Source organism: Chryseobacterium sp. NRRL B-14798, assembly GCF_050470705.1.
Taxonomy (GTDB): domain Bacteria; phylum Bacteroidota; class Bacteroidia; order Flavobacteriales; family Weeksellaceae; genus Chryseobacterium; species Chryseobacterium cupriresistens.
In genome coordinates, this window is record NZ_JBFLUL010000005.1 from 4919224 (window position 1) to 4941778 (window position 22555).

The following is a 22555-nucleotide window of genomic DNA, read 5'->3' on the forward strand; positions in this document are numbered from 1 at the left end:
TATCGCAGAAACTTCTGTGTCCATTTTACCTTACTACAGGCATTACAGCACCATTCTGTTTCAGCTTATCCTTCACATATTTATCTGCTTTGGGATCTTTTTTCAGCAATATTTCCTGTGCGTCATTAGCGATCCCGTCCATTTCTTCTTTAATTACATAGTATTTGAAACTGTCTACAAAATCATCCGGTTTTACCTTATATGATTTCAAAACAGCCCTTGTCCCTGCTTCCATATTTTTGTCAGGATAGATAAAGATAGCCTGATCGTTGATCGCAAGATCAGCAATGATTTCTGCCATCAAACCTTTATCGACCAGATTTTTGGGCTTATCAATATAATCGCCACACGAAAACAGGCTCAGTAAAACGAAAATAAAGATTAACTTTTTCATCAGTTTCATAATCTGTTGATGAGTGATTTCCATTTTAAGTTCAATACTCCAAAAACTGCTTCATGGATAATTCCGCCGTTCATTTTACTTTCTCCTAAAATCCTGTTGGTAAATATAATAGGAACTTCTACAATTCTGAAACCTTTTTTAAAAGCTCTGAATTTCATTTCAATCTGGAATCCGTATCCTTTCAGTTTTACGTTATCCAATCCTATTTCTTCCAGTACTTTTCTTGAAAAGCAGACAAATCCTGCTGTAGTATCATGAATTGGAAGGCCTAGTACAAACCTTACATATTTTGAGGCAAAGTAAGAAAGCAATACTCTTCCCATAGGCCAGTTCACTACATTTACTCCTTTTGAATAACGGGAGCCAATGGCCATATCTGCATTTCTGCAGGCTTCAAAAAGTTTCGGCAGATCGTTAGGATTGTGTGAAAAATCGGCATCCATCTCAAAAATATAATCATATTTATTTTCGATGGCCCATTTAAATCCATGAATATAAGCTTTTCCCAGTCCATCTTTCACATGTCTTACCGACAAGTGGAGATAATGTGGATATTTCTTCTGCAATTCTTTCACAACTTCTGCTGTTCCGTCGGGAGAAGAATCATCTACTACTAAGATATGAAAGTCGTCTTCCAATGCAAAAACTGCGGAAATAATATTTTCAATATTTTCCTTTTCGTTATAGGTCGGGATGATGACGAGTTTTTTCATTTCAGTTTGCAAAGATAGTTTATTTAACCTTTTTATTTTATACAAAATAATCTATAATTTTGCAAAAATATTTCTCGGGGATTAAGCGGATGAAACAGATCCTTTTATTCAACAGATCTGAACAATACGTAAAATCGATGAGAGCAAATATTTTAACTGCAAATTCATGGATCTGGTGACAGGAAAATCTGTGCCGGCTGTGTTATCTGAAGTTAAATAATAAATAAAAAAATTAAATTTTGCCATCATCACAACACTTCATCAATCACGTAAGAATACCTGAAAATAATGATTGGGTAATCTTTATCCTTGTGGGTTGTATTTTTTTATACGTTTTTATGATGAACGTCATAGAAAGAGATGCCAGCCTCAGAGATTTTCTGCTTCAGAAATATTTTGATGCCAGCAATAATCTTCCCAGCTGGATCATCACCTCCTGTGTGACCACACTTACTCTGTCTGTATTAATTTCACAGTATGTACCTGTAGTACCGAAATATATTGCAGATCTTCAGCTTTTGGGATATCAGCTTAATAAATTGGGTTATACTTTGCTGGCAGTGCTGCTTTTTTATGTAATAAAATCAACATTAGGCTTTTTATTTTACCAAAGTATAGGGGATGGAAAAAAATGGACTATTTTTTATTTTACCTCCACAAAGTTTTATTTCATTCTTTCATTTTTGCTAATAATTCTTTGTGTAGCCCATTATTACTTCCCGATAGACAGAAATAAAATGTTTTTATATTATTTCTGCTTCTTCGCTTTTGTATTCATTTTCAAAGTTTTTTTCTATTTATTTCACAAGAACAAGATTCTTCCTGAAAAATGGTATTATAAATTTTTGTATATTTGCACCCTCCAAATCGCACCATTATTATTGCTTTGGAAGTTGTTATTTTTTTAATAAAAGTCAATGATGAGAATAAAGTCTATATTGGTTTCTCAACCAGCGCCTAGTGAGTCTTCTCCATATCTGGATATAGCGAAGAAGGAAAAAATAAAGATTGATTTCCGTCCATTTATCCACGTCGAAGGGGTTGACAATAAAGAGCTCAGAACACAGAAAATAGATCTGACGCAGTATACCGGTATTATTTTTACCAGTAAAAATGCGATTGACCATTACTTCAGGCTAGCAGAGGAATTGCGTTTTGCCGTTCCGGATACGATGAGATACATCTGCCAGTCGGAAGCAATTGCCAACTATCTTCAAAAGCATATCGTGTACAGAAAAAGAAAAATCAGCTTTGGGGAGAAGAACTTCTCGGACCTGCTTCCTCTTTTCAAAAAATTCCCGACTGAAAAATATCTGCTGCCATCTTCAGATGTTTTGAGCCCGGATATTGTAAAAACCATGGATGCATCTAATGTAGACTGGACAAGAGCAATTATGTACCGTACCGTATGCAGCGACCTTACAGATATCAATGTCAAAGATTATGACATGCTGATTTTCTTCAGTCCGCAGGGAATAAAATCGCTACAACAAAATTTCCCTGACTTCAAGCAGGATGAAACAAAGATCGGAGTTTTTGGAAACACGACTTTGGCAGCTGCAGAAGAAGCAGGATTAAAAGTAGATTTAATGGCACCTACGAAGGAAACTCCTTCTATGACAATGGCCCTTGAAAAGTATATTAAAGCACTTCACAAATAGTCTTTAATTATAAAAATACAATGAACCATCTTTTCAATAAAGGAAAGATGGTTTTTTTTTACCTAAATTTGAACAAAAATTAATATTGAAAGGATTTCTGCTTAAATTACTTACTTTCAGAAGAAAAAAGTATAAGAACATTCTATTCAATAAAAAAATAAAAATACCCCGGATGAAAGCTCCACAGGCAAAAAAAATTGAAAAAATACTAGAAAAACACGGCGATAGAAGAACTGATAATTACTTTTGGCTGAATGAAAGGGAAAACCCTGAAGTTATCCGATACATTGAGGAAGAAAATGCCTACGAAGAATTCATCATGAAAGATACGGAAGCTCTTCAGGAAGAGCTTTTCGAAGAGATGAAGGCCCGCTATAAAAAGGATGATGAGTCTCTGCCTTATTTCTTTAATGAGTACTGGTATATTGTGCGTTATGAAGAAGGCAAAGAATATCCTATCTTCTGCAGAAAGTATAAAAGCCTTGAGAATGATGAGGAAATTGTACTCGACGTTAATATTCTGGCAGACGGCAAAGAGTTTTTTGAAGTAGGAAGTGTAGCAGTAAGCCCCAGTAACGAACTGGCCTCTTTTTCTTCAGATGATGTAGGAAGAAGAATTTATACACTTAATTTTAAAAATTTAAAGACAGGAGAAATTTTGCCGGATACGATCCCTAATACCACAGGGAAAGCTGTTTGGGCGAATGATAACCAGCATATTTTTTACATCAGAAAAGACAAAAGTCTTCGGGCATTTCAGGTATACAGACATCAGCTGGGAACAGATTCAGTGGAAGATGTTCTGATTTTCCATGAAGAAGATGAGACTTTTGATGTCAATGTATTTAAGACAAAATCATTAGAGTATATTTTCATTGCAAGCTCAAGCACTATTTCGGATGAACACCGTTTTATCCCTTCTGACAATGTATTTGCAGAATGGACGGTGATCCAGCCAAGAATAGATGATCTTGAATATTCAGTAGAGCATTATAAAGACGAATTTTATATCATTACCAATGCGGATGATGCGATCAATTTCAAGATTGTAAAGACAAAGATTGATAACTGCGGTATGGAAAACTGGGTTGACGTGATTCCGCACCGTGCAGAAGTTTTACTGGAAGGTTTTGAAATTTTTAAAGATTATCTGGTTCTTGAGGAAAGAGAAAGAGGATTGCTTCAGATCAAAATCATTGATGAGAAAACACAGGAATCTTACTACTTACCTTTCTCCGATCCTACTTATACGGCTTATATCGGGATCAATCTGGAATTTGATACGGAAATTTTACGCTATGGATATACTTCTCTTACACAGCCTAGTTCCACATATGAGTACAACATGAAGGAAAAGACGACAAAACTTCTGAAACAACAGGAAGTTTTGGGTGGAAAGTTTGCTCCTGAAAATTATATTTCGGAGAGAATCTGGGCAGATTCAAGAGATGGAAAGACAAAAGTTCCTATTTCACTGGTATATCATAAAGACACTAAGAAATCACCTGACACTCCCCTTCTTTTATATGGATATGGAAGCTACGGACATACTGTTGATGCCAGCTTTTCCAATGTAAGATTGTCTTTGCTGGATAGAGGATTTATTTATGCTATTGCTCACATCCGTGGTGGAGAATATCTGGGAAGAGAATGGTATGAAGACGGGAAGATGCTGTTTAAGAAAAATACATTTTTTGATTTTATTGATGCCGGAAAATACCTGATCAGAGAAAATTATACTTCATCCAAACATATGTATGCCATGGGAGGAAGTGCCGGCGGATTGCTGGTAGGCGCTGTGGTAAATTATGAACCTCAGTTATTCAACGGAATTGTGGCACAGGTACCTTTTGTAGATGTTGTTACAACAATGTTGGATGATACGATTCCGTTGACAACCGGAGAATATGATGAGTGGGGAAATCCAAATGACGAGGAATATTACCATTATATGAAAGACTATTCTCCCTATGATAATGTAGAGGCTAAAGATTATCCTCACATGCTGATCACGACAGGATTTCATGATTCTCAGGTACAGTATTGGGAACCTGCAAAATGGACGGCAAAACTGAGAGAATTAAAAACAGATAATAATATTTTAGTCTTCAAAACCGACATGAGCTCCGGACACGGAGGGGCAAGCGGAAGATTTGAATCTCTGAAAGAAGATGCACTGGAGTATGCGTTTCTGTTAAAGATAAATAATAATTCATAAATGATAAATGATGGATAGCCCGGATTATAATACAATTTTTGCTCTTAAAACAAAGCAGCTAGCCATCATGATCATTAAAGAATTTTCTAAACTTCCACCTAATGAAGCCTTTTCTGTGATCAGAAAACAAATATTCCGGTCTTCTACTTCTATGGCTGCTAATTATAGAGCTATGTGCAGAGCAAGATCAAAAGCTGAGCGGTTTTCTAAAATATCTATCGTGATTGAAGAAACTGATGAAACTTTGTTTTGGCTTGAAATGTTAGAGGAACTGGAATATGTTCAAAAAGAAATTATAGCAGATATAAAAACAAAAACTGAAGAAATACTGAAAGTAACTTCTTCCTATAGAAAAATGCTAAAGAACTAACTTTATCATTGATCAACTATCATTTATCATTTAAATATATTATGAACGAATCCGAATATTGGAAAAAAATAGAACAGTTCTTCGAAGATAATTTTCAGACTGAGAAGAATCCGCCCATTGAAACCCTCTTATTTCTGATAGGGTTGCAGGAGCTGGGAAGCGGCCAGCAAAAATATACAAAAGAAGACAAAGTAAACCTGATTCATATTGCAGTCTGCAGATTGCTTGAGCCTTTTGGATATTATAAATTTACCCACTATGAAGACGGATGGCCCCACTTTGAAACTGTGGAAGAACTTCCGGAACTCAAACCTAATGAGCAGACTTTGCTTATGAAAAAGGCGATTATCCAGTATTTTCAGGAAGAAGAACTGATCTAAGCCGTAAATGCATCAATTTAGAGTTTTGATAAAAATTCCATGTAATAATTATCAAAACCTATCCAAATAACATTACTTTATTAACGAAATAGAGACAAGCCAAAAACTTGCCTCTATTTTTTTAAACAAAATCAATATGGCTATTTAAATTCTAAGTAAAAATTTAAACACTTATTTAAATTTTAAACCAATTCATTTCCAGGTCATTATCAGAATCCTTTCTTACAAATAGAACGTTTCTCACATAATATTTCTCATTTTGATTGGATGGTACCACATGAGAGTTGTATTTTAGTCACACTAAGACCACATTCTTTTGGCCCTTTTCTGCGGCCAATTTCCCTCAGATATTATGGTCATTTCTTCAAGATGTATAAGTCTGAAAAAACAACAAAGCAAATGATAACTCCGGTTCACATAATGAGTCGGGGAGGATAAAATTTGAATAAAAACTACACAAACCAAACAATTGAAAAACGATGTATTTCGAAAAAATTCTTCTGAAAAAAAACAGATTAAAATTTAAATAGAAATCAAACCATGAAAAAAATTAACACCTCTTTGATGTTGATCATTGTTAATTTAGCCTTTTCACAAGTAGGGGTTTCCAAAAACCCCACTGTTGAAATTCACAACAAGGCTATTTTACAGATAGACGGGAAATATGGGGGTAAAAATTTTGGTATGATGCTTCCTGAAGTATCTTCTCCAGACAATCTTCCTCTCTATGCACCAGCTGCCTCTGATCCAGAAATGACAGGGATGATGATGTTTGAAAAAACACATGCCACTTTTTACTCTTATGACGGAGCAAAATGGAACAATGAACCTACTGCTGCAGATTTCAAGATGAAGCAGTCCAGGTTTTTGTCTAATGCTGATGAAGAAATCAGTGTCGTTTGTGTTCTTCTCGGATGTGGAAGACATGTGGGGCTTGGGTTCAGTGCGCCTGTTGACGGGCAGAAATCTTACAACAATCTCGGTATAATAAGAGAAACTGCGGTTGTTCCGGGAGGAGGACTCTATACAGACCAGAGTTTTGACAATGCAAAATTCGTTATTAATCAGGCAGGTGTTTATGACATTTACTTAAATGTACCCTCCAAAACAGGAGGTGCCGTTTCTTTGACCAGCGGTCCGCAGTATCAGTTAAGAGCTTATCTTAAGCAGCCTGACAACAGTTTTAATGAAGTCAAACTAACCACCTTTTCGCCTGATTATTACGGAATCCTGGGAATTGGCGGAGATACCAACACGGCGGCATTTACAACAACCCGAATCCGATTGAATCCCGGTGATTATATTGTTTCCAGAATTCAATCTCCTCTTGCCACAGTATCTGTAGTTGTTACCTTAACTGCTGCTACAAATACTAATATCGCCTCATTCTATCCAAGAGAAATAATATTTACCAAAGTAAGTGATTAAGATGACAAAGAAAGCAATTGCACTCAACATATTAACTTTAACAGCCCTGGGAAGCCTGGGATATGCTCAGGTAAAAATGGGTGACAACCCGGAAAAAATTCATACAAGAGCCCAGTTACAGGTAGAAAGTAAGACAAAGGGAATCATACTTCCTGTTGTCGAAAATCATACCGAATTGCCTAATTATAATGCCTCTCATCCGGATTTATATGAGAACAACCCTAGTGATAATGGACTGGTATTTTATAACAAAGAAATAAAAGACGTTGTAAAATATGACGGCTACCGATGGCTGGCAGTTACCGAAAGGAGTATTAAAAATTATAAAAATCTAAGTATCCTGGGATCAAATGCAGCTGATCTGACTGTTGCCAATGTACTGGGAATTACCGGACGCCCCACTCTACAGTTCAACATTTTAAATGATGCTGACAGAAATAACATCAATAACCTTGGGCTTACTGTAAATAGCAATGGCGAGATTACCATTCCTTCTGATGGTTTTTACAGAATTAATCCTTCCGTAAAAACAAGCAGTGCAGGCGGTCTCTCTGTAGGAAATGCAGCTACAATTGTATCCCTGCAGGCGCTCTATGTAAATGCATTAGCAGATGGCTGGCAAAAAATTCATGAAAACAGTTTCTTACTTTATGGATTGGTGGTTACAGCAGGCAGCTCCAATTCTGTGAACAGCTTTTCTACCACCAAATATCTTCATGCAGGTGACCAGATCCGCCTAAGAGGCGGAATTCAGGCTGACACGGGTTTGAACCTCGGAACCGGAGTAAATTTTAAAATGAATGATAAAGACACTTATATCTATATCGAAAAACTGAACTAATATGATAAAGAAAACATATATATTCACACTTTTACTGATAGCATCAATATCCTTTTCTCAAGTCACAGTAGGCAGTAATGCAAGCTCAAGTGCCAATGCAATGTTCAGTGTAGTCAATAAGGAAGATAATGCAGCAAAATCTAAAGGGATGATGATCCCGACAGTAAATTATGAAACTGAACTACCTCTTTACAATGCCATTCAGCCAGATCACTTCAATGATGACCCAGGCATGCAGGGAATGATCTTATACAGAAAGGACATCAAAAGAGTGGTTGTCTATGATGGTGAGAAGTGGAAACCCACTTTTTATGAAAGCGGAGGAAGAACAACCCGCGCCAGTATGAATCCTGCAATGGCAGAAAGCGACTTCCCTTCTGTAACCTGTGTGCTTATCGGATGTGGAGAAAAAGATGTCCCGTTCGGATTTTATGACAATACACAGGATATGGATAAACTTGGGATCATTAATCCGCAGGGGATCGTAAATAGCAATTTCAACAACTTTACTTTTAAAGAATCAGGGCTCTACAGGGTGCTGATTAGTTTAAAAGTAAAAACTTCAGGGATACATGTCAGCCCGCCAACCATTTCTTTCAGAGCTTTGAAGAACGGAAATGTGCTTGCGAGAAATGATATTGCTTTAAATGAAGCCATATTAATTACTGCAGGAGCAAACAGGGTGGGAACCATGGAGTTTCTGTCTATGTTTGACAAAGGAGATCAGTTGAAAGTTCAGGTTTCAGGAGGAGTTTCTATTCTGACTGTGGCTGATGTCTATAAAATTGTTCCTACAGACGGAACTTTTATCAGTATAGAAAAACTGTAATTCAATAACAGAATAATAAAGAGGATGTTCATTGTAACATCCTCTTTATATAGTATAAAAATCTTTGTTATCATTACTTTTACATTTCAAAATCTTCAGATGGAAACTGTTTTACATTAACCTATTAATTCTTCCAATTGATTCAGTCCCATTTTAAAGCCTTCTTCAAATCCCATATCCATAAGCTTTTTCATCACTTCAGGAGAATGGTAATGGATATTGATGGTTACTTTAGTTCCTTCCTCCACTCCGGTAAAGCCAATCAGCCATTTTGACCTTGGGAAGTCTTCATTGATATTCCCTTTTTCATCACAGAAAGCACTCATCCAGTCAAGACTTCTGTGTTCTGTAATTTCTCCATATTGAGTTTGAGCATACATAGGTCCTTTTTCACCGTTCGGACCTACCATTGTGTACATCCAGATACCTCCTTCCTTGAAATCCTGACTTACCGTTTCACATTTCCACGGTTTAGGTCCCCACCATTGATCCAATAATCTTGCTTGTGTAAAATAGTTCCATACGGTTGAAACATCAGCCTTAAAAATCTTCATAACATAAGTACTTGATGCATCAAAATCTTTGTTGAAAATGATCGTAGATTCCATATATATTTATTTTTATTAAAGTTAGCATTTTATTTATTGAAAGGACTTTTCATATGACAAGTAAAAGATAATTCATAAATAATTGTTAAAAAACACTCTTTTAAGAAAAAAAAAACAATTTTTTGGCTCGTTTTTTGTTTATGTACTCTTAAAAAAATTAATTTTAACATTCATTTTTCCAAAACATATATATTTTAAATAATGAATAACAAATTCATCCCAATAATTTCAGTGTTTATGACGATCTCACTGATTGTCTTTGTAACGCTCCAATTTTATTGGTTGAAAGGCTATTACGGCGTACTGGAACAGGATTTTTCAAATAAAGTGTATGCGGTTTTGGAAAGTACTTCAAAAAGTATTGAAGAGATTGAAGCTGACAAATACCTGAATCAGGATTATAAAGATTTCAGAAAAAATATTCTTGCGAACAGCAAACAGCCATCTTTAACTACCATTCAGCAAGTAGAAGACTCCGGGACTCAAAGACAGATTATTTATTCCAAAAATATTATTGAAAAAACGCAGCTGCCTATTTCTCAAAAAGGAGATTCTATCAAGCTGACTACATTGTATACAGACGAAGCTGCTTATAAAATAAAAAGAGATACCACCAATCGCGAACTTTTAACGCAAGATATCAATCAGGAGATTGAGACGGGAGATTATTCCATGAAAGAGTTTGTGAAAGTATATGGAAACAACCTTCCTATTACTAAAAGAGTAGATCCGAAAACTCTTGACTCCGTTATTGCCAAAGAACTGAAAATAAGAGGTATCACTGCCAAGTTCGGATATGGAGTTCTGGATCGTAATAATAAGCTTACAAGCATTGCGAATAAGGCTTATAAAGAAAAGAAAGACAGTAATACCTACAGCTTTCCTCTTTTTGCCGATAAGAAAAATACTTTATACAGCCTTGCCCTGGTATTTCCTAAAAAAGAATATTCCCTGGCGATGAATAACTGGCCGATGCTTTTGGGAACATTCCTTTCTCTCCTTACCATTCTTGGGATTTATATTATTTCCATCAATTATATGATGAGGCAGAAAAAACTTGCTGAAGTAAAAACAGACTTCATCAACAACATGTCCCACGAGTTTAAGACGCCATTGGCAACTATTTCTGTTGCAACGGATTCATTGGCTAATGACAAAATTGCCACCAATCCGGATAAAGTAAAATACTATTCCGAACTGATCAAGCAGGAGAATTTAAGGATGAAAAAACAGGTGGAAAATGTACTTAACATGTCCAAGCTTGAGCGAAATGAAGTGGAATTATTTTTAAAAGAGACCAACGTAAGAGAGCTGATCAAAAAAACAACAGAATCTTTCAATCTGATTGTACAGCAAAGAAACGGAACCCTTACGCAGAAGTTCACGGCCACTCAGTATAATTTTAAAATAGATGAATTCCACATCTCCAATATGCTGGTCAACTTACTGGATAATGCCAATAAATATTCTCCTGAAGCACCGGAAATACATGTGGAAACAAGAAATGAAGGACACTGGTATGTGATTGAAATTTCCGATAAAGGAATGGGAATGGATACACAGAATAAAACCAAAATTTTCGAAAAATTCTTCAGGGAAGAAACCGGAAATATTCACAACGTAAAAGGCCAGGGATTAGGTCTTTCTTACGTGAAGAAAATTGTAGAACTGCACAAGGGACAGATTATTGTAGACTCTCATAAAGGAAAAGGAAGTACGTTTACGATAAAACTGCCGATGAGCTAGAAAAATAAATGATAGATGATAAGCGATAAATGATACCGATCTCTTTCACATCAGTTATCAATGATCATTCATCAATTATAAAGTTAAACCAAATATCAAAATATAGAAGATAGAGTGAGGAAGTTCATTCTTAATTGTTAATTTTTAATTATTAAAATTATGAGCAACAGAATATTATTAGTAGAGGACGATCAGAGTTTCGGGGCGGTGCTTAAAGATTATTTGACCATCAATAATTTTGAAGTGACTCTTGCCACTGACGGGGAGCAGGGACTTAAAGAATTTACAGAAAATGAATTCGATATCTGCATATTTGACGTAATGATGCCTAAAAAAGACGGATTTTCATTAGCGGAAGACGTAAAAAAGATTGATAAAAATACACCTATCATTTTCCTTACTGCAAGAAACATGAGAGAAGATATCCTGAAGGGATATCAGTTAGGTGCTGATGATTATATTACAAAACCTTTTGATACTGAGCTTCTTTTATACAAAATAAAAGCAATTCTTCAGAGAAGTTCTACCTTGGAAAATGAAGAACAGGAGCAGTTCAAGATCAGCAATATTTTCTTTGATTCTATGCTGAGACAGCTGAAAGTAGGTGATAAAGAATATAAACTTTCTCCTAAAGAAAATGAATTATTAAAACTTCTTTGCATCCACAGAAATGATTTCATGCCGAGAGACCTTGCTTTAAGAAAGATCTGGAAAAAAGAAAATTATTTTACAGCAAGAAGTATGGACGTTTATATTGCCAAGCTTCGTAAGTTGTTAAAAGACGACGAAGGATTGGAAATCATCAACGTTCACGGAGAAGGATTTAGACTTTTGGTAAAAAATTAATCCAAAAATCAAATTATAAGTATAAAATTAGCAAAACAATTGAAAATGTTTTGCTAATTTTGTTTCATACCCATGGATATGAAGAATACATTTATAGGTTTGATTGCCGTATCACTCTTAGCCGCATCCTGTAAAAAGGATGAAAGAGCTACTTACTTAAAAGAAGAAGCCAACGCTGGTCAGCCCAACGTAGCTCTAAATACCACCTCAAAAACCGCTCTGATGGAACAGGCAGGCATCCAGTCCAACGCTGCTACTGCTCCTATGGCTACAGCTCCGGGAATGAATCCTCCACACGGGCAACCGGGGCACCGATGCGATATTCCGGTAGGACAACCTTTGAATGGGCAACCTTCCGCAGCTGCTCCTGCAACACAAAATGTAAATGTGAGCGGGGGCAATACCATCCAGATTGATCCAAATGCTATATCACCGGGAAAAATCACCCTTGATAATAACGGGAAACAGATAAAAACCGCACCAGGAATGAATCCTCCACATGGACAGCCTGGACACCGATGCGATATTCCTGTAGGACAGCCCTTAAACAGTAAGCCAGCTCCTGCGCCACAGGCAGTGCAAAATGCAGTTCAAGCAGCTCCAAGTCCGGCTCCTGCACCTGCAGTACAGAATCTCGCAATGGGAGAAAAACCGAAACTGAATCCCGCTCATGGTGAGCCATGGCACAGCTGTTCTCTAAAAGTTGGTGATCCTTTACCATAAATTTTGTATTTTTGCACAGATGAAGCTGTTTCACATACTTGCCATAGTTTTTTGTCTGGGAGTTTTTCTGATTCCCAAGGACTATTTCTATGCGCAGGAAATGCAGGAAACATGCTGTAAAGCAGAATCTTCCAAGAAAATGGACTGCTGTAAAAATCATTCTTCAAAAAAAGACAGCAAACATGATAACACAAAATCATGTAATGACGACTGCTGCTCATCATGCATTGCCTGCTATACTTTTATTGAAACCCCTTTTTCAAAAAATCTACGTCTGGAACTGTCTTATTACAAAGCGAATAAGAATCCTCAGTTTCAATATGCAGATCCTTATCTTTCAGACCGTTTGAAGGAAATCTGGCAACCACCCAAGATAGGTTAATTAAATAGCATGGGTTCATTATGCCTTATAATGAACTGTTTTTTTAATTAATTAAAACTTTAAACAAAATGAAATTATATATTTCCAGGTTCATACTTGGTGCATTATTCCTATTTACACAATATATATCTGCTCAGACACTTTCAAAAAATCAGTTCAAGGTAAAAGGGAACTGTGAAATGTGCAAAACAAGAATTGAAAGTGCAGCAAAAAAAGCGGGTGCCAAAACAGCCGTTTACTCTGTTGATTTTCAAACACTAACCCTAGAAACAGATAAGGTATCTTCTGATGATATTCTGAAAAAGGTAGCAGAAGTAGGACATGACAATGAGAAATTCAAAGCTTCTGATACAACCTATGAAGGACTTCCGGGATGCTGTCATTACGACAGAGATCTGCAGCCTTCCCAGACAGAAACCCATCATAAGCACCATGCAGATGCTACTATTTCCCCTAAAAAAGAAAATGAATTCTACGTAAGAGGAAACTGTGCTTCATGTAAAGCCAGAATTGAAAAAGCATCCAAAGATGCCGGTGCCGATACTGCAGAATGGAATGCTGAAAAGCAAACGGTTACTTTACATTTTGATCCTTCAAAAACTTCATCAGATAAGATTTTAAAGGCTACTGCTGATGCAGGACATGATAATGAAAAATATAAGGCTTCAGATGCTGTTTACAATAGTCTTCCGGGATGCTGCCTCTATGACAGGAATTTTACTTTTGGTGAACCCAATCCAAAAATGCATTACGAAGAAGAAACAAAACATGAAGATCGTAAAGACAATGAGACTTCATCTGATAAAGAAGATCATTCCCAGCACGAAAAAAGTATTGATGGTGTTGTGGTAACGGGTTCTAAGGCAGCAACAGCTTTAAGTAAGAAAGAAGCCGGACTTGTTTTTAATATTGATAAAAAAGAGCTGTTAAAGGCAGCTTGCTGTAATCTGTCTGAAAGCTTCGAAACCAATGCAACGGTAGATGTTTCTTTCAGCAATGCAGTTACGGGAACAAAACAGTTGAAAATGCTTGGGTTGGATCAGAAATACACGAGTTTGACAAAAGAACAGCTACCTGAGATCAGAGGTCTGGCTTCTGCCTATGGCTTAAATTTTATCCCGGGAAGATGGATTGAAAGTATTCAGCTTACCAAAGGAGGAAGTACCGTAACAAACGGTTATGAAAGTATCACAGGACAAATCAATACTGAGCTTTTAAAAAATGCCAAGACGCCTGAAACATCACTGAACCTTTTTTCTGACTTCAATGGAAGAGCGGAAATCAATATTACCAATGTTTCTCCTATCAACGATAAATGGTCGCAAACCTTTCTTCTTCACGGCAACGGAACTTTCGGGAATACGGATATGAATGATGACGGCTTTCTGGACAGACCAAAAGGGACACAGATCAATGCAGCGTATTTATTGAATTATAACGACCTTGAAAAGTCGGGATTCGGGTCTCACTTTGGAATTAACTTTATCCGGGATGAAAGAACTGCAGGACAGATTGGTTTTGATAAAAAACTGGGTCAGGACAAACAGCCTTTTTATGGGGTTGGAATCGATATTTCAAGATTTCAGGTCTGGAATAAAACAGGATATGTTTTTAAAGGAAAACCTTACCAGAGTATCGGCTGGATGAACCAGTATGTGTATCACCAACAGGATAGCTTCTTTGGATTGAGAAATTATGCGGGACAACAGCATACATACTATTCCAATTTAATCTTTGAAAGCATCATCGGAAACACCAACCACAAGTACAAGGCTGGTGCAAGTTTCTTATATGACGGATACAAAGAAACGTATTTGCTGGACGATATGAGAAGAAATGAAATTGTACCGGGCATTTTTGCCGAATATACTTTAACAGGTTTAAAATATACTTTGGTAGCAGGTTCCAGAGTAGATTTTCATAATCTGGCAGGAACACAGTTTACGCCAAGATTGAACTTTAAATATGACTTCACGCCTCAGACTATTTTAAGACTTTCTGCGGGAAGAGGATTCAGAACTGCAAATGTTTTTGCGGAAAGCCAGCAGTATTTTGCATCGAACAGAGCGATTAATATTCTGCCTAACGGAGGAAATATTTATGGATTAAGACCTGAAATCGCATGGAATTATGGAGCGAGTTTACAACAGGAATTTAAGTTATTCGGAAGGAAATCGAGCATTGTTGCAGACTTCTTCAGAACAGATTTCCAGGATCAGGTATTGGTAGATCTGGATCAATCTCCTCAACAGCTGACATTTTATAATCTGGATGGAAAGTCTTTTGCGAATTCGTTCCAGACCCAATGGGATTTCATGCCTGTCAAAAATCTTGAAGTAAGATTGGCTTATAAATATTATGACGTGCAGGCTGATTATATCGGTGGAAGAAGAGAAGTTCCTTTTATGGCGAAGCACAGAGGGTTTGTGAATCTGGCCTATTCAACCAATAAAAATGATAATGGCGGATTCTGGAGTTTTGATACGACTTTAAACTGGGTCGGAAAGCAAAGACTCCCTGATACTTCAACGAATCCGGCAGAATTTCAGCTCCCAACTTATTCGGAATCATATGCAGTTCTTAATGCTCAGATCTCAAGAAATTTCAATAAAAAAATCAGAGCTTATGTAGGAGGAGAAAACCTGACTTCTTATTATCAGAAAAATGCGATTGTAGATTTTAAAAATCCTTTCGGAAGCTATTTTGACGGAGGAATGGTATATGCACCAATTATGAAGGCCAACTTCTATTTGGGACTGGATGTGACGTTTTAAAAGCAGGAAGTTGGAGGAATGATGCTGGGAGTGCTATTAGCCTATAAAGTTATTATGTGGGATAAACTACTGGTAAACGCTTAATAAGATGACGTTTTAAGGAGGGAAGATAGAAGATAGAAGCTGGGAGTGCCTACAAGCGAGTAAAGTTTTATTTTATTGAGGATAAAACCTAAATACACAAAAACCTTATAGGTTTCAGAAACCTATAAGGTTTATTTTTTGCCATTAGCAGATAAAATTCACCAGTAATAACGAAGGAAATCCAAGAGTTATGAAAACTTACAGAGACTTCCTTCTTCCAGCTTCAAGCTTCCTTACCAATAAAAAAAATCGGCTTCAAAAATTGAAGCCGATTCTTTTTATTTTATCTTCCAAAGTCATCCTGTACTCTTACGATATCATCTTCGTCTGAAGGATTGGACGCATCGGTGTGCTGCCAGATTTCAGCTACAATTCCCCAGCCTGCAAGACCAATTAATCTGTGTCTTTCTCCCTGCTGAAGTTTCACCTGATCTTTCGGACCATATTCTTTCAGTTCTCCTTCTTCATCGGTATTGCTTCTTTTGATTCCTACCGTTCCTTCTACAACCTGCCAGATTTCGGCTCTTCTGTGGTGATACTGCCAGCTCAATCTTGCTTCCGGAGCTACGATAAGGATTTTCGGGCTTAGCTTTCCTCCTATTCTCAGGCTGTCTACATCAATCCCGTCAAAATACTGGTTGGCAAAATCTTGTGCCTGTGTTTCATCAATCACAAAAAATCCTCCCCATGGTCTTGTATCGTCTTTTGCTGCGATGTTAAAACCTTGTCCTTGCAGCATGCTTTCTACTCTATCGAATATTTCTTTTTTCTCTGTACTCATACAGCTATATTTTTAATTTAAAATTTATTTATTTGACTCTTCTTTTGACATTGAATATGGGAAATCTTTTTCCTGTGTACCTCTTTCTTTATTAGGTTTGCTATCCATTTTAAAGTCTAACACAGCACCTTTCATCAATTCCTTGTGGCTTAGCCAGTTTTTGGAATAAAGCTGTTGGTTTACATTCAAAGATTTTACATATAAATTTTCCGCATTGTTTTCAGGAGCTTTTATTTCAATTTTCTTACCATTTTCAAGGTGAATGGTAGCTTCTTTAAATAATGGCGCTCCCAATACGTATTGATCTGTCGCCGGTGTTACCGGATAAAATCCAAGGGCTGAGAAAATATACCATGCAGACGTTTGTCCGTTATCTTCATCACCGCAATATCCGTCCGGAGTGGCATGATACAATTTATTCATCACCTGTCTCGTCCAATATTGAGTTTTGTAAGGTGCACCTGCATAGTTGTACAGATAAATCATGTGCTGAATAGGCTGATTTCCGTGGGCATACTGACCCATATTCATGATCTGCATTTCTCTGATCTCGTGGATCACGCCTCCATAATAACTGTCATCAAAAACCGGAGGCAATGAAAATACTTCATCTAATTTGGCTTCAAATTTCTTTTTCCCACCCATCAGTTCTGCCAAACCATCAATGTCCTGGAAAACCGACCATGTATAATGCCAGCTGTTTCCTTCTGTAAACGCGTCACCCCATTTGAAAGGATTGAAAGGTTTCTGGAAGTTACCATCTTTATTTTTACCACGCATTAAACCTGTTTCCTTATCAAATACATTTTTGTAATTATAAGCTCTTTTCTTATAAATATCAATTTCTGAAGCAGGTCTTCCTAATGCTTTTCCTAACTGATAGATTGAAAAATCATCATAAGCGTATTCTAATGTTCTTGCTGCATTTTCATTGATCTTTACATCGTAAGGAACATAGCCCAATTCATTATAATACTTTACTCCCGCGCGGCCCACAGCTTCTATAGGACCTTCATTGTTTGCTCCGTGCTTTACAGCCTGCCACAGCGCTTCTGTGTCATATCCGCGAAGTCCTTTGATATAGGCATCTGCTACTACGGATGCAGAATTATTTCCAATCATAATATCAGAATATCCAGGGCTGCTCCACTCCGGTAAGAAACCTCCTTCTTTGTAAGCATTGGCCAATCCTTCCTGCATTTCTACATTGATACTTGGGTACACAAGATTCAGGAAAGGATATAAAGCACGGAAAGTATCCCAGAAACCGGTTCCTGCAAACATTCTTCCGTCAACAATTTTCCCATTGTAAGGACTCCAGTGTTTTATTTTGTTTTGAGCATCAATCTCATATAGCTTTTGCGGGAAGAATAAAGTTCTGTATAAAGAGGAATAAAAGGTTCTCATCTGTTGATCAGTTCCTCCTTTTACTTCTATTTTTCCTAATGCTTTGTTCCAGATATTTTTCGCATCGGTTTTTACCTGCTCAAAGTTTCTGGTTCCGATTTCTCTTTTAAGATTAAGTTCTGCCTGTTCAAAGCTGATGAAAGAAGAGGCTACTTTTGCATAAACCGTTTCTTTATTTTTAAGTTTAAACCCTACTACAGCTCCGGTGTGATCGCTGGTAATTTCCAATTGATCATTGACCAGTTTATCATCTTTCCAGGTTTTTGTGAGTTCAAAATCTTTATCAAACTGAATAACAAAGTAGTTTTTAAAGTTTTCGTATTTCCCGGTAGAATATCTTGTGGTATATCCGAGGATTTTTCTTTCTTTTGGTAAAATTTTGATATAAGATCCTTTGTTCAAAGCATCAACCACTACGTAAGCGCTGTCTGTCTTTGGAAAATCAAATTTAAAATAAGAAGCTCTTTCAGTAGGTGTAAATTCTGTTGTGACATTGATGTCAGCAAGATAAACACTATAGAAGTAAGGTGTGGTCACCTCAGCTTTATGGCTGAACCAGCTTGCCCTTTCATCTTCTTTAAACTTCACTTTTCCAACTCCAGGCATGATGGCAAATGCGCCATAATCGTTCATCCATGGAGATGGCTGGTGAGTTTGTTTAAATCCTTTTATTTTATCTGCATCATAGGTATATGCCCATCCATCCCCCATTTTACCGGTCTGGGGTGTCCAGATATTCATTCCCCAGGGAAGTCCGACTGCCGGATAGGTATTTCCATTGGATAATGAAGGTTTGGATTGGGTTCCCATCAAAGGATTCACATAGTCTACGGGAGATACATTCTGACCTAAAGCCCAGGCCTGTAATAACAGTAAGCAAGTGGAAAATATAAACTTCATTGTATCTTTTCGTTTGTTAATTTATATACGCTTTTTTAATGCATAGCTGGCAGCTCCAAGAATGGCCGCATCTTCAAATATGGCCGAAATTTTAACCTGCAAGTTAATATTATTCTTTGTTAAATTCTGAATAAATCTTTGCTCAAAATGAGGATAAGCTTTGGCAATATTTCCCCCTATAACTAAAACTTCCGGTTTGTAATGATCCACATATTTCACGATAAATTCAGAGAAAGAATCTGCATATTCATCAAACATTCTTTTCTGTATTTCCGCAGGTTTATCCAGAAGGTCTTTTGTTCCTGAAATTTCTTCACCGGTCAGTTCTTTGTAGTGATTCACGAACCAGCGCGTTGCCAGATAGTCTTCACTGATAGAATCTCTGAAGGGAGAATCCCATAAGTCTTCATCGGTAGCCAATTCACCATTGAAGAAAGTAGTTCCCAATCCTGTTCCAAGAGTCACTCCAAAAATCCTGTTGAATCCCTGGGCACATCCACCAAATACTTCTCCTTCCATAAAGGCTGCAGCGTCATTTACAAAGTGAATTTGCTTCTCAGAAATGCCTAGTCTTTTTACCAGCTCTTCTTTGATATTCACCTGATAGATATCAATAAATTTTCCCTGCTGCATAAGAGATATTCCATTCTCATAATCGAAAGGTCCGGGCATTGCAATACCGATTAAAAGATCTTCTTTTACCAGATCATGAGCCACCTTATTAATGGCTGAAACCCAAGCGTTGAAAATAACTTCTTTGTTTTCGAAAGCATCTACATGTTCTCTTACATAGGTGGATGAAATGATTTCACGTTTTTCCGGATCTACCTGAGCCAGCGTGATGTGCGACCCTCCAATATCGATTCCTACTATATTCTGCATTATTTTTTTATTTTAAATTCAAGTCTTCCTGTGACTGCAAAAACAGACAAACAGAAGTACACCTCTGTCTGCCTGCTTTGTATTTCAGGCTCTATTTCATTAGTCCCGGTTACTATTTTATTATCAGAATCTTACTTCACAATAATTTTACCGGTTGATATTACTTTACTGTTTGCGGATGTAATTTTGTAAATATAAGTACCACTGATTAAATCCTGCGTATTCACTGCGTTATTATTTTGATTAATATTCTGTTTTTTGAATAATTTTCCTGAGGCATCATACAATGCCACTTCATTGGCTGAGCTGTCCGTGATAACAAAATGAATATCATTTCCACGTTTCACAGGGTTCGGATAAACTGCGCTGTTGTCTTTCACAGATTCAACATCTTTCACTGCAAGATTAGAAGCACAGGCAACATCTGTTCTCCAGTTGGCATCTGTCATATTGATCAGGGTTGCAAAATGAGTGTTGGCCGTAGCATCCAAAGCTCCCATTCCACTTCCTTCATCCATTTTCCAGTTGGCTTCAAGACCAGTGGCATTGGCAGGAACATTACAGCTGTTACTTAAAATTTCCTGTGGTGTCAGTGCTTTTTTCCAAACTCTGAATTCATCAAGAAAGCCGTTGAGTGTACGGGAATTGTCATAGTTTCTTCCCAGATAAAGAATTCCGTTTGCCGTAAAGTTACCCGTTACTGCAAAAGTAGCATCAAGATTACCATTGACATAAATTTTCATGGCTGTTCCATCATAAGTAGCTGCTATATGATACCATGTATTGGTGTTGAATGAAGTATTCGTATTCAATTTCACCTGTGACGAACCAAAACTTAATATAAACTGCAGCTTATTATTCGCAAGGTTTCCGTCTCCGAAACGAAGCATCGCCGAGTTATTATCTCCTACTTCAACGCCCATTACCGATGAGATGTAAGGGAAAGCAGATTTAAATGAGTTTACTTTTACCCAACCTTCAAAGGTCACCGCGTTTCCACTCAGGTTAAATTGTCCTGCGTTAAGATAATGCGTGCTTCCGTTGAAAGCAAGAGATCTTGCACCCGGACTTGTAACCGGAGCAAAACCACTGTTGAATGATCCTTCTCCCGAATAAGTACTTGTAGTTCCTCCGGCACATGAAGCCTGTACCTTCCACACATAGGCTGTATTAGGGGTAAGATTTTGTAATGAATAAGAATTGGTGCTAACATTCTGGATTTCAGTCCAGGTTGTGGCAGCAGCAGTTTTATACTGCAGGGTATATGAAGTGGCGTTGCCTGCATCCCATGACAGTTGGGTAGTATTACCAAGGAAACTTCCGGAAGTCAATCCTGATGGCGTAGTGCAGCCACTTCCGGAGTTAAACCTTGGTGCAAAAATATAAGTACTTGTTAATGTCGGTGAGCAGTTGGACTGTATTCTCCAGTCGTAATTGGTATTCAGGGTAAGGTTGTTGATGACAATATTATTTCCTGAATAATTATTGGCAACGTTTGTCCATACCGTTGAATTAGCTGGTTTATAATCAATATTGTAAGACTGGGAAGCATTGGAAGTCCAGTTCAGTTGAGCTGAAGTTCCTGTCACGTTGGAGACATCAAGCCCCAATGGCGGCTCACAAGCCTGTCCCTGTGACCATGAATATAATTGACCGCTTAAAAGTGTATTTTCATTATAAAGAATATTGGATCCTGTACTCAGGTAACTGGCTACATTGGTTCCCGGCAGGTCGTACCACATAAACACGCCGTATTGATCATTCTTTGTACTGGTCGCTAAGCTTGCCAGTGTAGTGGCAGAAGTTGAACCTGGATTCGAGTTTTGTATCCAGGTTGCCGCTGCAGAGATTTTAGATTTATCAAGAGGCGGAACAACCGGAGCATTGTACGTACTGTACATTGCATTCCACGTATAATTGATATAGTTTCCGGCTAAATCTCCATTATAAGTCTGTCTTGTTGTAGCCGGACCATAGTAGTAGAATGTAATCAGTTTATCTGGCATCGCCGCTTTAAGCTCTTGTAATAACATAACAAAAGAACTGTTATTAGGCTGTCCTGTTCCGTTATTTCCGTATCCTGCGTATTCATCATCAAGGTCTACTCCATCCAGACCGTAGGTGTAAACAGTGTGAGCTACCTGTAAGGCGAAATCTTTAGCCGCTTCACGGTTAGGGAAATTGGAAATTCCAGCTCCCTGGTGGTTTCCTAAGAGATCCAGTAATACTTTTATTCCTTTTTGCTGTAAAGGTTTTACGTAGGTATTGACATCATTCAGAACTTTGGTAACGTTGTTATTATTTGAGATATAAGCACGGTTTTTAGAAACATCATAGTTGATATTGGCTGCAAAAATAATCGCTACATCAAAAAGCTGTCTGTTGGTATTCTGTAAAGTATAGGAACCTGCATTCAGCATATTGTTGTTGTTCACTTCCACATAGCAGACTCCCAAAGGATCAAGCTGCTGTGCTTTGAGTGCCGGAGCTGACTGAAGCATCAGGGCCATTAAGGGAATAAAAAAGGATTTTTTTCTCATAGTATATCAATTTTGTAGTAGAAAAAATCATTGGGCCGA

The 22555-nt window shown here is 37.3% G+C and carries 20 protein-coding genes; 13 read left to right on the forward strand and 7 right to left on the reverse strand.

The features are described 5' to 3' along the window. Positions 1-25: 25 nt before the first annotated feature. Both AB1278_RS22565 and AB1278_RS22570 read right to left on the reverse strand, forming a co-directional pair. On the reverse strand, positions 26-394 hold the full coding sequence (locus AB1278_RS22565) for a DUF4296 domain-containing protein (protein WP_238349660.1): 369 nt from the start codon (positions 392-394) through the stop codon (positions 26-28). A 5-nt stretch (positions 395-399) separates the two neighbouring features. Continuing rightward, on the reverse strand, positions 400-1116 hold the full coding sequence (locus AB1278_RS22570; protein WP_343643901.1) for a polyprenol monophosphomannose synthase: 717 nt from the start codon (positions 1114-1116) through the stop codon (positions 400-402). Positions 1117-1355: 239 nt separating this feature from the next. Between AB1278_RS22570 and AB1278_RS22575 the strand changes: the two genes are divergently transcribed. The 8 genes from AB1278_RS22575 (at position 1356) to AB1278_RS22610 (ending at position 8843) form a co-directional block, all read left to right on the forward strand. Beyond that, positions 1356-2024 carry a DUF4271 domain-containing protein gene (locus AB1278_RS22575; protein ID WP_110008374.1) on the forward strand — a complete coding sequence of 223 codons (669 nt, stop codon included), beginning with the start codon at positions 1356-1358 and terminating at the stop codon, positions 2022-2024. Positions 2025-2036: 12 nt separating this feature from the next. After that, positions 2037-2777 (forward strand): uroporphyrinogen-III synthase, encoded by a 741-nt coding sequence (locus AB1278_RS22580; RefSeq protein WP_034691594.1) that lies wholly within the window; start codon positions 2037-2039, stop codon positions 2775-2777. Between the two features lie 172 nt (positions 2778-2949). Next, positions 2950-4995 (forward strand): S9 family peptidase, encoded by a 2046-nt coding sequence (locus tag AB1278_RS22585; protein WP_202841780.1) that lies wholly within the window; start codon positions 2950-2952, stop codon positions 4993-4995. A gap of 7 nt (positions 4996-5002) precedes the next feature. Continuing rightward, positions 5003-5365 (forward strand): four helix bundle protein, encoded by a 363-nt coding sequence (locus AB1278_RS22590; RefSeq protein ID WP_238349662.1) that lies wholly within the window; start codon positions 5003-5005, stop codon positions 5363-5365. Positions 5366-5406: 41 nt separating this feature from the next. Continuing rightward, on the forward strand, positions 5407-5745 hold the full coding sequence (locus AB1278_RS22595) for a hypothetical protein (protein WP_202841781.1): 339 nt from the start codon (positions 5407-5409) through the stop codon (positions 5743-5745). Between the two features lie 540 nt (positions 5746-6285). Beyond that, positions 6286-7173 (forward strand): hypothetical protein, encoded by an 888-nt coding sequence (locus AB1278_RS22600; protein WP_202841782.1) that lies wholly within the window; start codon positions 6286-6288, stop codon positions 7171-7173. A 1-nt stretch (position 7174) separates the two neighbouring features. Further along, positions 7175-8014 carry a hypothetical protein gene (locus tag AB1278_RS22605; RefSeq protein WP_202841783.1) on the forward strand — a complete coding sequence of 280 codons (840 nt, stop codon included), beginning with the start codon at positions 7175-7177 and terminating at the stop codon, positions 8012-8014. Between the two features lies 1 nt (position 8015). Continuing rightward, positions 8016-8843, forward strand: a complete 828-nt coding sequence (locus AB1278_RS22610) for a hypothetical protein (RefSeq protein WP_202841784.1) — start codon at positions 8016-8018, stop codon at positions 8841-8843. 116 nt (positions 8844-8959) lie between these two features. On the opposite strand, the gene AB1278_RS22615 is transcribed toward AB1278_RS22610, so the two are convergent. Beyond that, positions 8960-9451 (reverse strand): SRPBCC family protein, encoded by a 492-nt coding sequence (locus AB1278_RS22615; protein ID WP_202841785.1) that lies wholly within the window; start codon positions 9449-9451, stop codon positions 8960-8962. Positions 9452-9652: 201 nt separating this feature from the next. Between AB1278_RS22615 and AB1278_RS22620 the strand changes: the two genes are divergently transcribed. The 5 genes from AB1278_RS22620 (at position 9653) to AB1278_RS22640 (ending at position 15922) form a co-directional block, all read left to right on the forward strand. Then, on the forward strand, positions 9653-11197 hold the full coding sequence (locus tag AB1278_RS22620) for a sensor histidine kinase (RefSeq protein WP_062673264.1): 1545 nt from the start codon (positions 9653-9655) through the stop codon (positions 11195-11197). Positions 11198-11356: 159 nt separating this feature from the next. After that, positions 11357-12043 (forward strand): response regulator transcription factor, encoded by a 687-nt coding sequence (locus AB1278_RS22625; protein ID WP_002982671.1) that lies wholly within the window; start codon positions 11357-11359, stop codon positions 12041-12043. A 78-nt stretch (positions 12044-12121) separates the two neighbouring features. Beyond that, on the forward strand, positions 12122-12766 hold the full coding sequence (locus AB1278_RS22630) for a hypothetical protein (RefSeq protein WP_429817131.1): 645 nt from the start codon (positions 12122-12124) through the stop codon (positions 12764-12766). Between the two features lie 19 nt (positions 12767-12785). Then, on the forward strand, positions 12786-13148 hold the full coding sequence (locus AB1278_RS22635; protein WP_411414190.1) for a hypothetical protein: 363 nt from the start codon (positions 12786-12788) through the stop codon (positions 13146-13148). 68 nt (positions 13149-13216) lie between these two features. Next, a complete protein-coding gene (locus AB1278_RS22640) occupies positions 13217-15922 on the forward strand; it encodes a TonB-dependent receptor domain-containing protein (RefSeq protein ID WP_429817134.1) in 2706 nt (901 codons plus the stop codon). Between the two features lie 367 nt (positions 15923-16289). On the opposite strand, the gene AB1278_RS22645 is transcribed toward AB1278_RS22640, so the two are convergent. The 4 genes from AB1278_RS22645 to AB1278_RS22660 all read right to left on the reverse strand — a co-directional run bounded on the left by AB1278_RS22645 (position 16290) and on the right by AB1278_RS22660 (position 22516). Continuing rightward, entirely contained in the window at positions 16290-16787 is a 498-nt protein-coding gene (locus tag AB1278_RS22645; protein ID WP_137904426.1) for a phosphoheptose isomerase, read from the reverse strand. A 24-nt stretch (positions 16788-16811) separates the two neighbouring features. Then, positions 16812-19094 (reverse strand): GH92 family glycosyl hydrolase, encoded by a 2283-nt coding sequence (locus AB1278_RS22650; protein ID WP_429817137.1) that lies wholly within the window; start codon positions 19092-19094, stop codon positions 16812-16814. A gap of 21 nt (positions 19095-19115) precedes the next feature. Continuing rightward, entirely contained in the window at positions 19116-19976 is an 861-nt protein-coding gene (locus AB1278_RS22655; RefSeq protein WP_429817140.1) for an ROK family protein, read from the reverse strand. Positions 19977-20107: 131 nt separating this feature from the next. Further along, positions 20108-22516, reverse strand: a complete 2409-nt coding sequence (locus AB1278_RS22660; protein WP_429817143.1) for an endo-beta-N-acetylglucosaminidase H — start codon at positions 22514-22516, stop codon at positions 20108-20110. Positions 22517-22555 lie beyond the last annotated feature (39 nt).

Coding starts and splice junctions, on each gene's coding strand:
- AB1278_RS22565 (WP_238349660.1), bottom strand. CDS start 394: ATGAAAAAGTTAATCTTTATTTTCGTTTTACTGAGCCTGTTTTCGTGT.
- AB1278_RS22570 (WP_343643901.1), bottom strand. CDS start 1,116: ATGAAAAAACTCGTCATCATCCCGACCTATAACGAAAAGGAAAATATT.
- AB1278_RS22580 (WP_034691594.1), top strand. CDS start 2,037: ATGAGAATAAAGTCTATATTGGTTTCTCAACCAGCGCCTAGTGAGTCT.
- AB1278_RS22585 (WP_202841780.1), top strand. CDS start 2,950: ATGAAAGCTCCACAGGCAAAAAAAATTGAAAAAATACTAGAAAAACAC.
- AB1278_RS22590 (WP_238349662.1), top strand. CDS start 5,003: ATGATGGATAGCCCGGATTATAATACAATTTTTGCTCTTAAAACAAAG.
- AB1278_RS22595 (WP_202841781.1), top strand. CDS start 5,407: ATGAACGAATCCGAATATTGGAAAAAAATAGAACAGTTCTTCGAAGAT.
- AB1278_RS22600 (WP_202841782.1), top strand. CDS start 6,286: ATGAAAAAAATTAACACCTCTTTGATGTTGATCATTGTTAATTTAGCC.
- AB1278_RS22605 (WP_202841783.1), top strand. CDS start 7,175: ATGACAAAGAAAGCAATTGCACTCAACATATTAACTTTAACAGCCCTG.
- AB1278_RS22610 (WP_202841784.1), top strand. CDS start 8,016: ATGATAAAGAAAACATATATATTCACACTTTTACTGATAGCATCAATA.
- AB1278_RS22615 (WP_202841785.1), bottom strand. CDS start 9,451: ATGGAATCTACGATCATTTTCAACAAAGATTTTGATGCATCAAGTACT.
- AB1278_RS22620 (WP_062673264.1), top strand. CDS start 9,653: ATGAATAACAAATTCATCCCAATAATTTCAGTGTTTATGACGATCTCA.
- AB1278_RS22625 (WP_002982671.1), top strand. CDS start 11,357: ATGAGCAACAGAATATTATTAGTAGAGGACGATCAGAGTTTCGGGGCG.
- AB1278_RS22630 (WP_429817131.1), top strand. CDS start 12,122: ATGAAGAATACATTTATAGGTTTGATTGCCGTATCACTCTTAGCCGCA.
- AB1278_RS22635 (WP_411414190.1), top strand. CDS start 12,786: ATGAAGCTGTTTCACATACTTGCCATAGTTTTTTGTCTGGGAGTTTTT.
- AB1278_RS22640 (WP_429817134.1), top strand. CDS start 13,217: ATGAAATTATATATTTCCAGGTTCATACTTGGTGCATTATTCCTATTT.
- AB1278_RS22645 (WP_137904426.1), bottom strand. CDS start 16,787: ATGAGTACAGAGAAAAAAGAAATATTCGATAGAGTAGAAAGCATGCTG.
- AB1278_RS22650 (WP_429817137.1), bottom strand. CDS start 19,094: ATGAAGTTTATATTTTCCACTTGCTTACTGTTATTACAGGCCTGGGCT.
- AB1278_RS22655 (WP_429817140.1), bottom strand. CDS start 19,976: ATGCAGAATATAGTAGGAATCGATATTGGAGGGTCGCACATCACGCTG.
- AB1278_RS22660 (WP_429817143.1), bottom strand. CDS start 22,516: ATGAGAAAAAAATCCTTTTTTATTCCCTTAATGGCCCTGATGCTTCAG.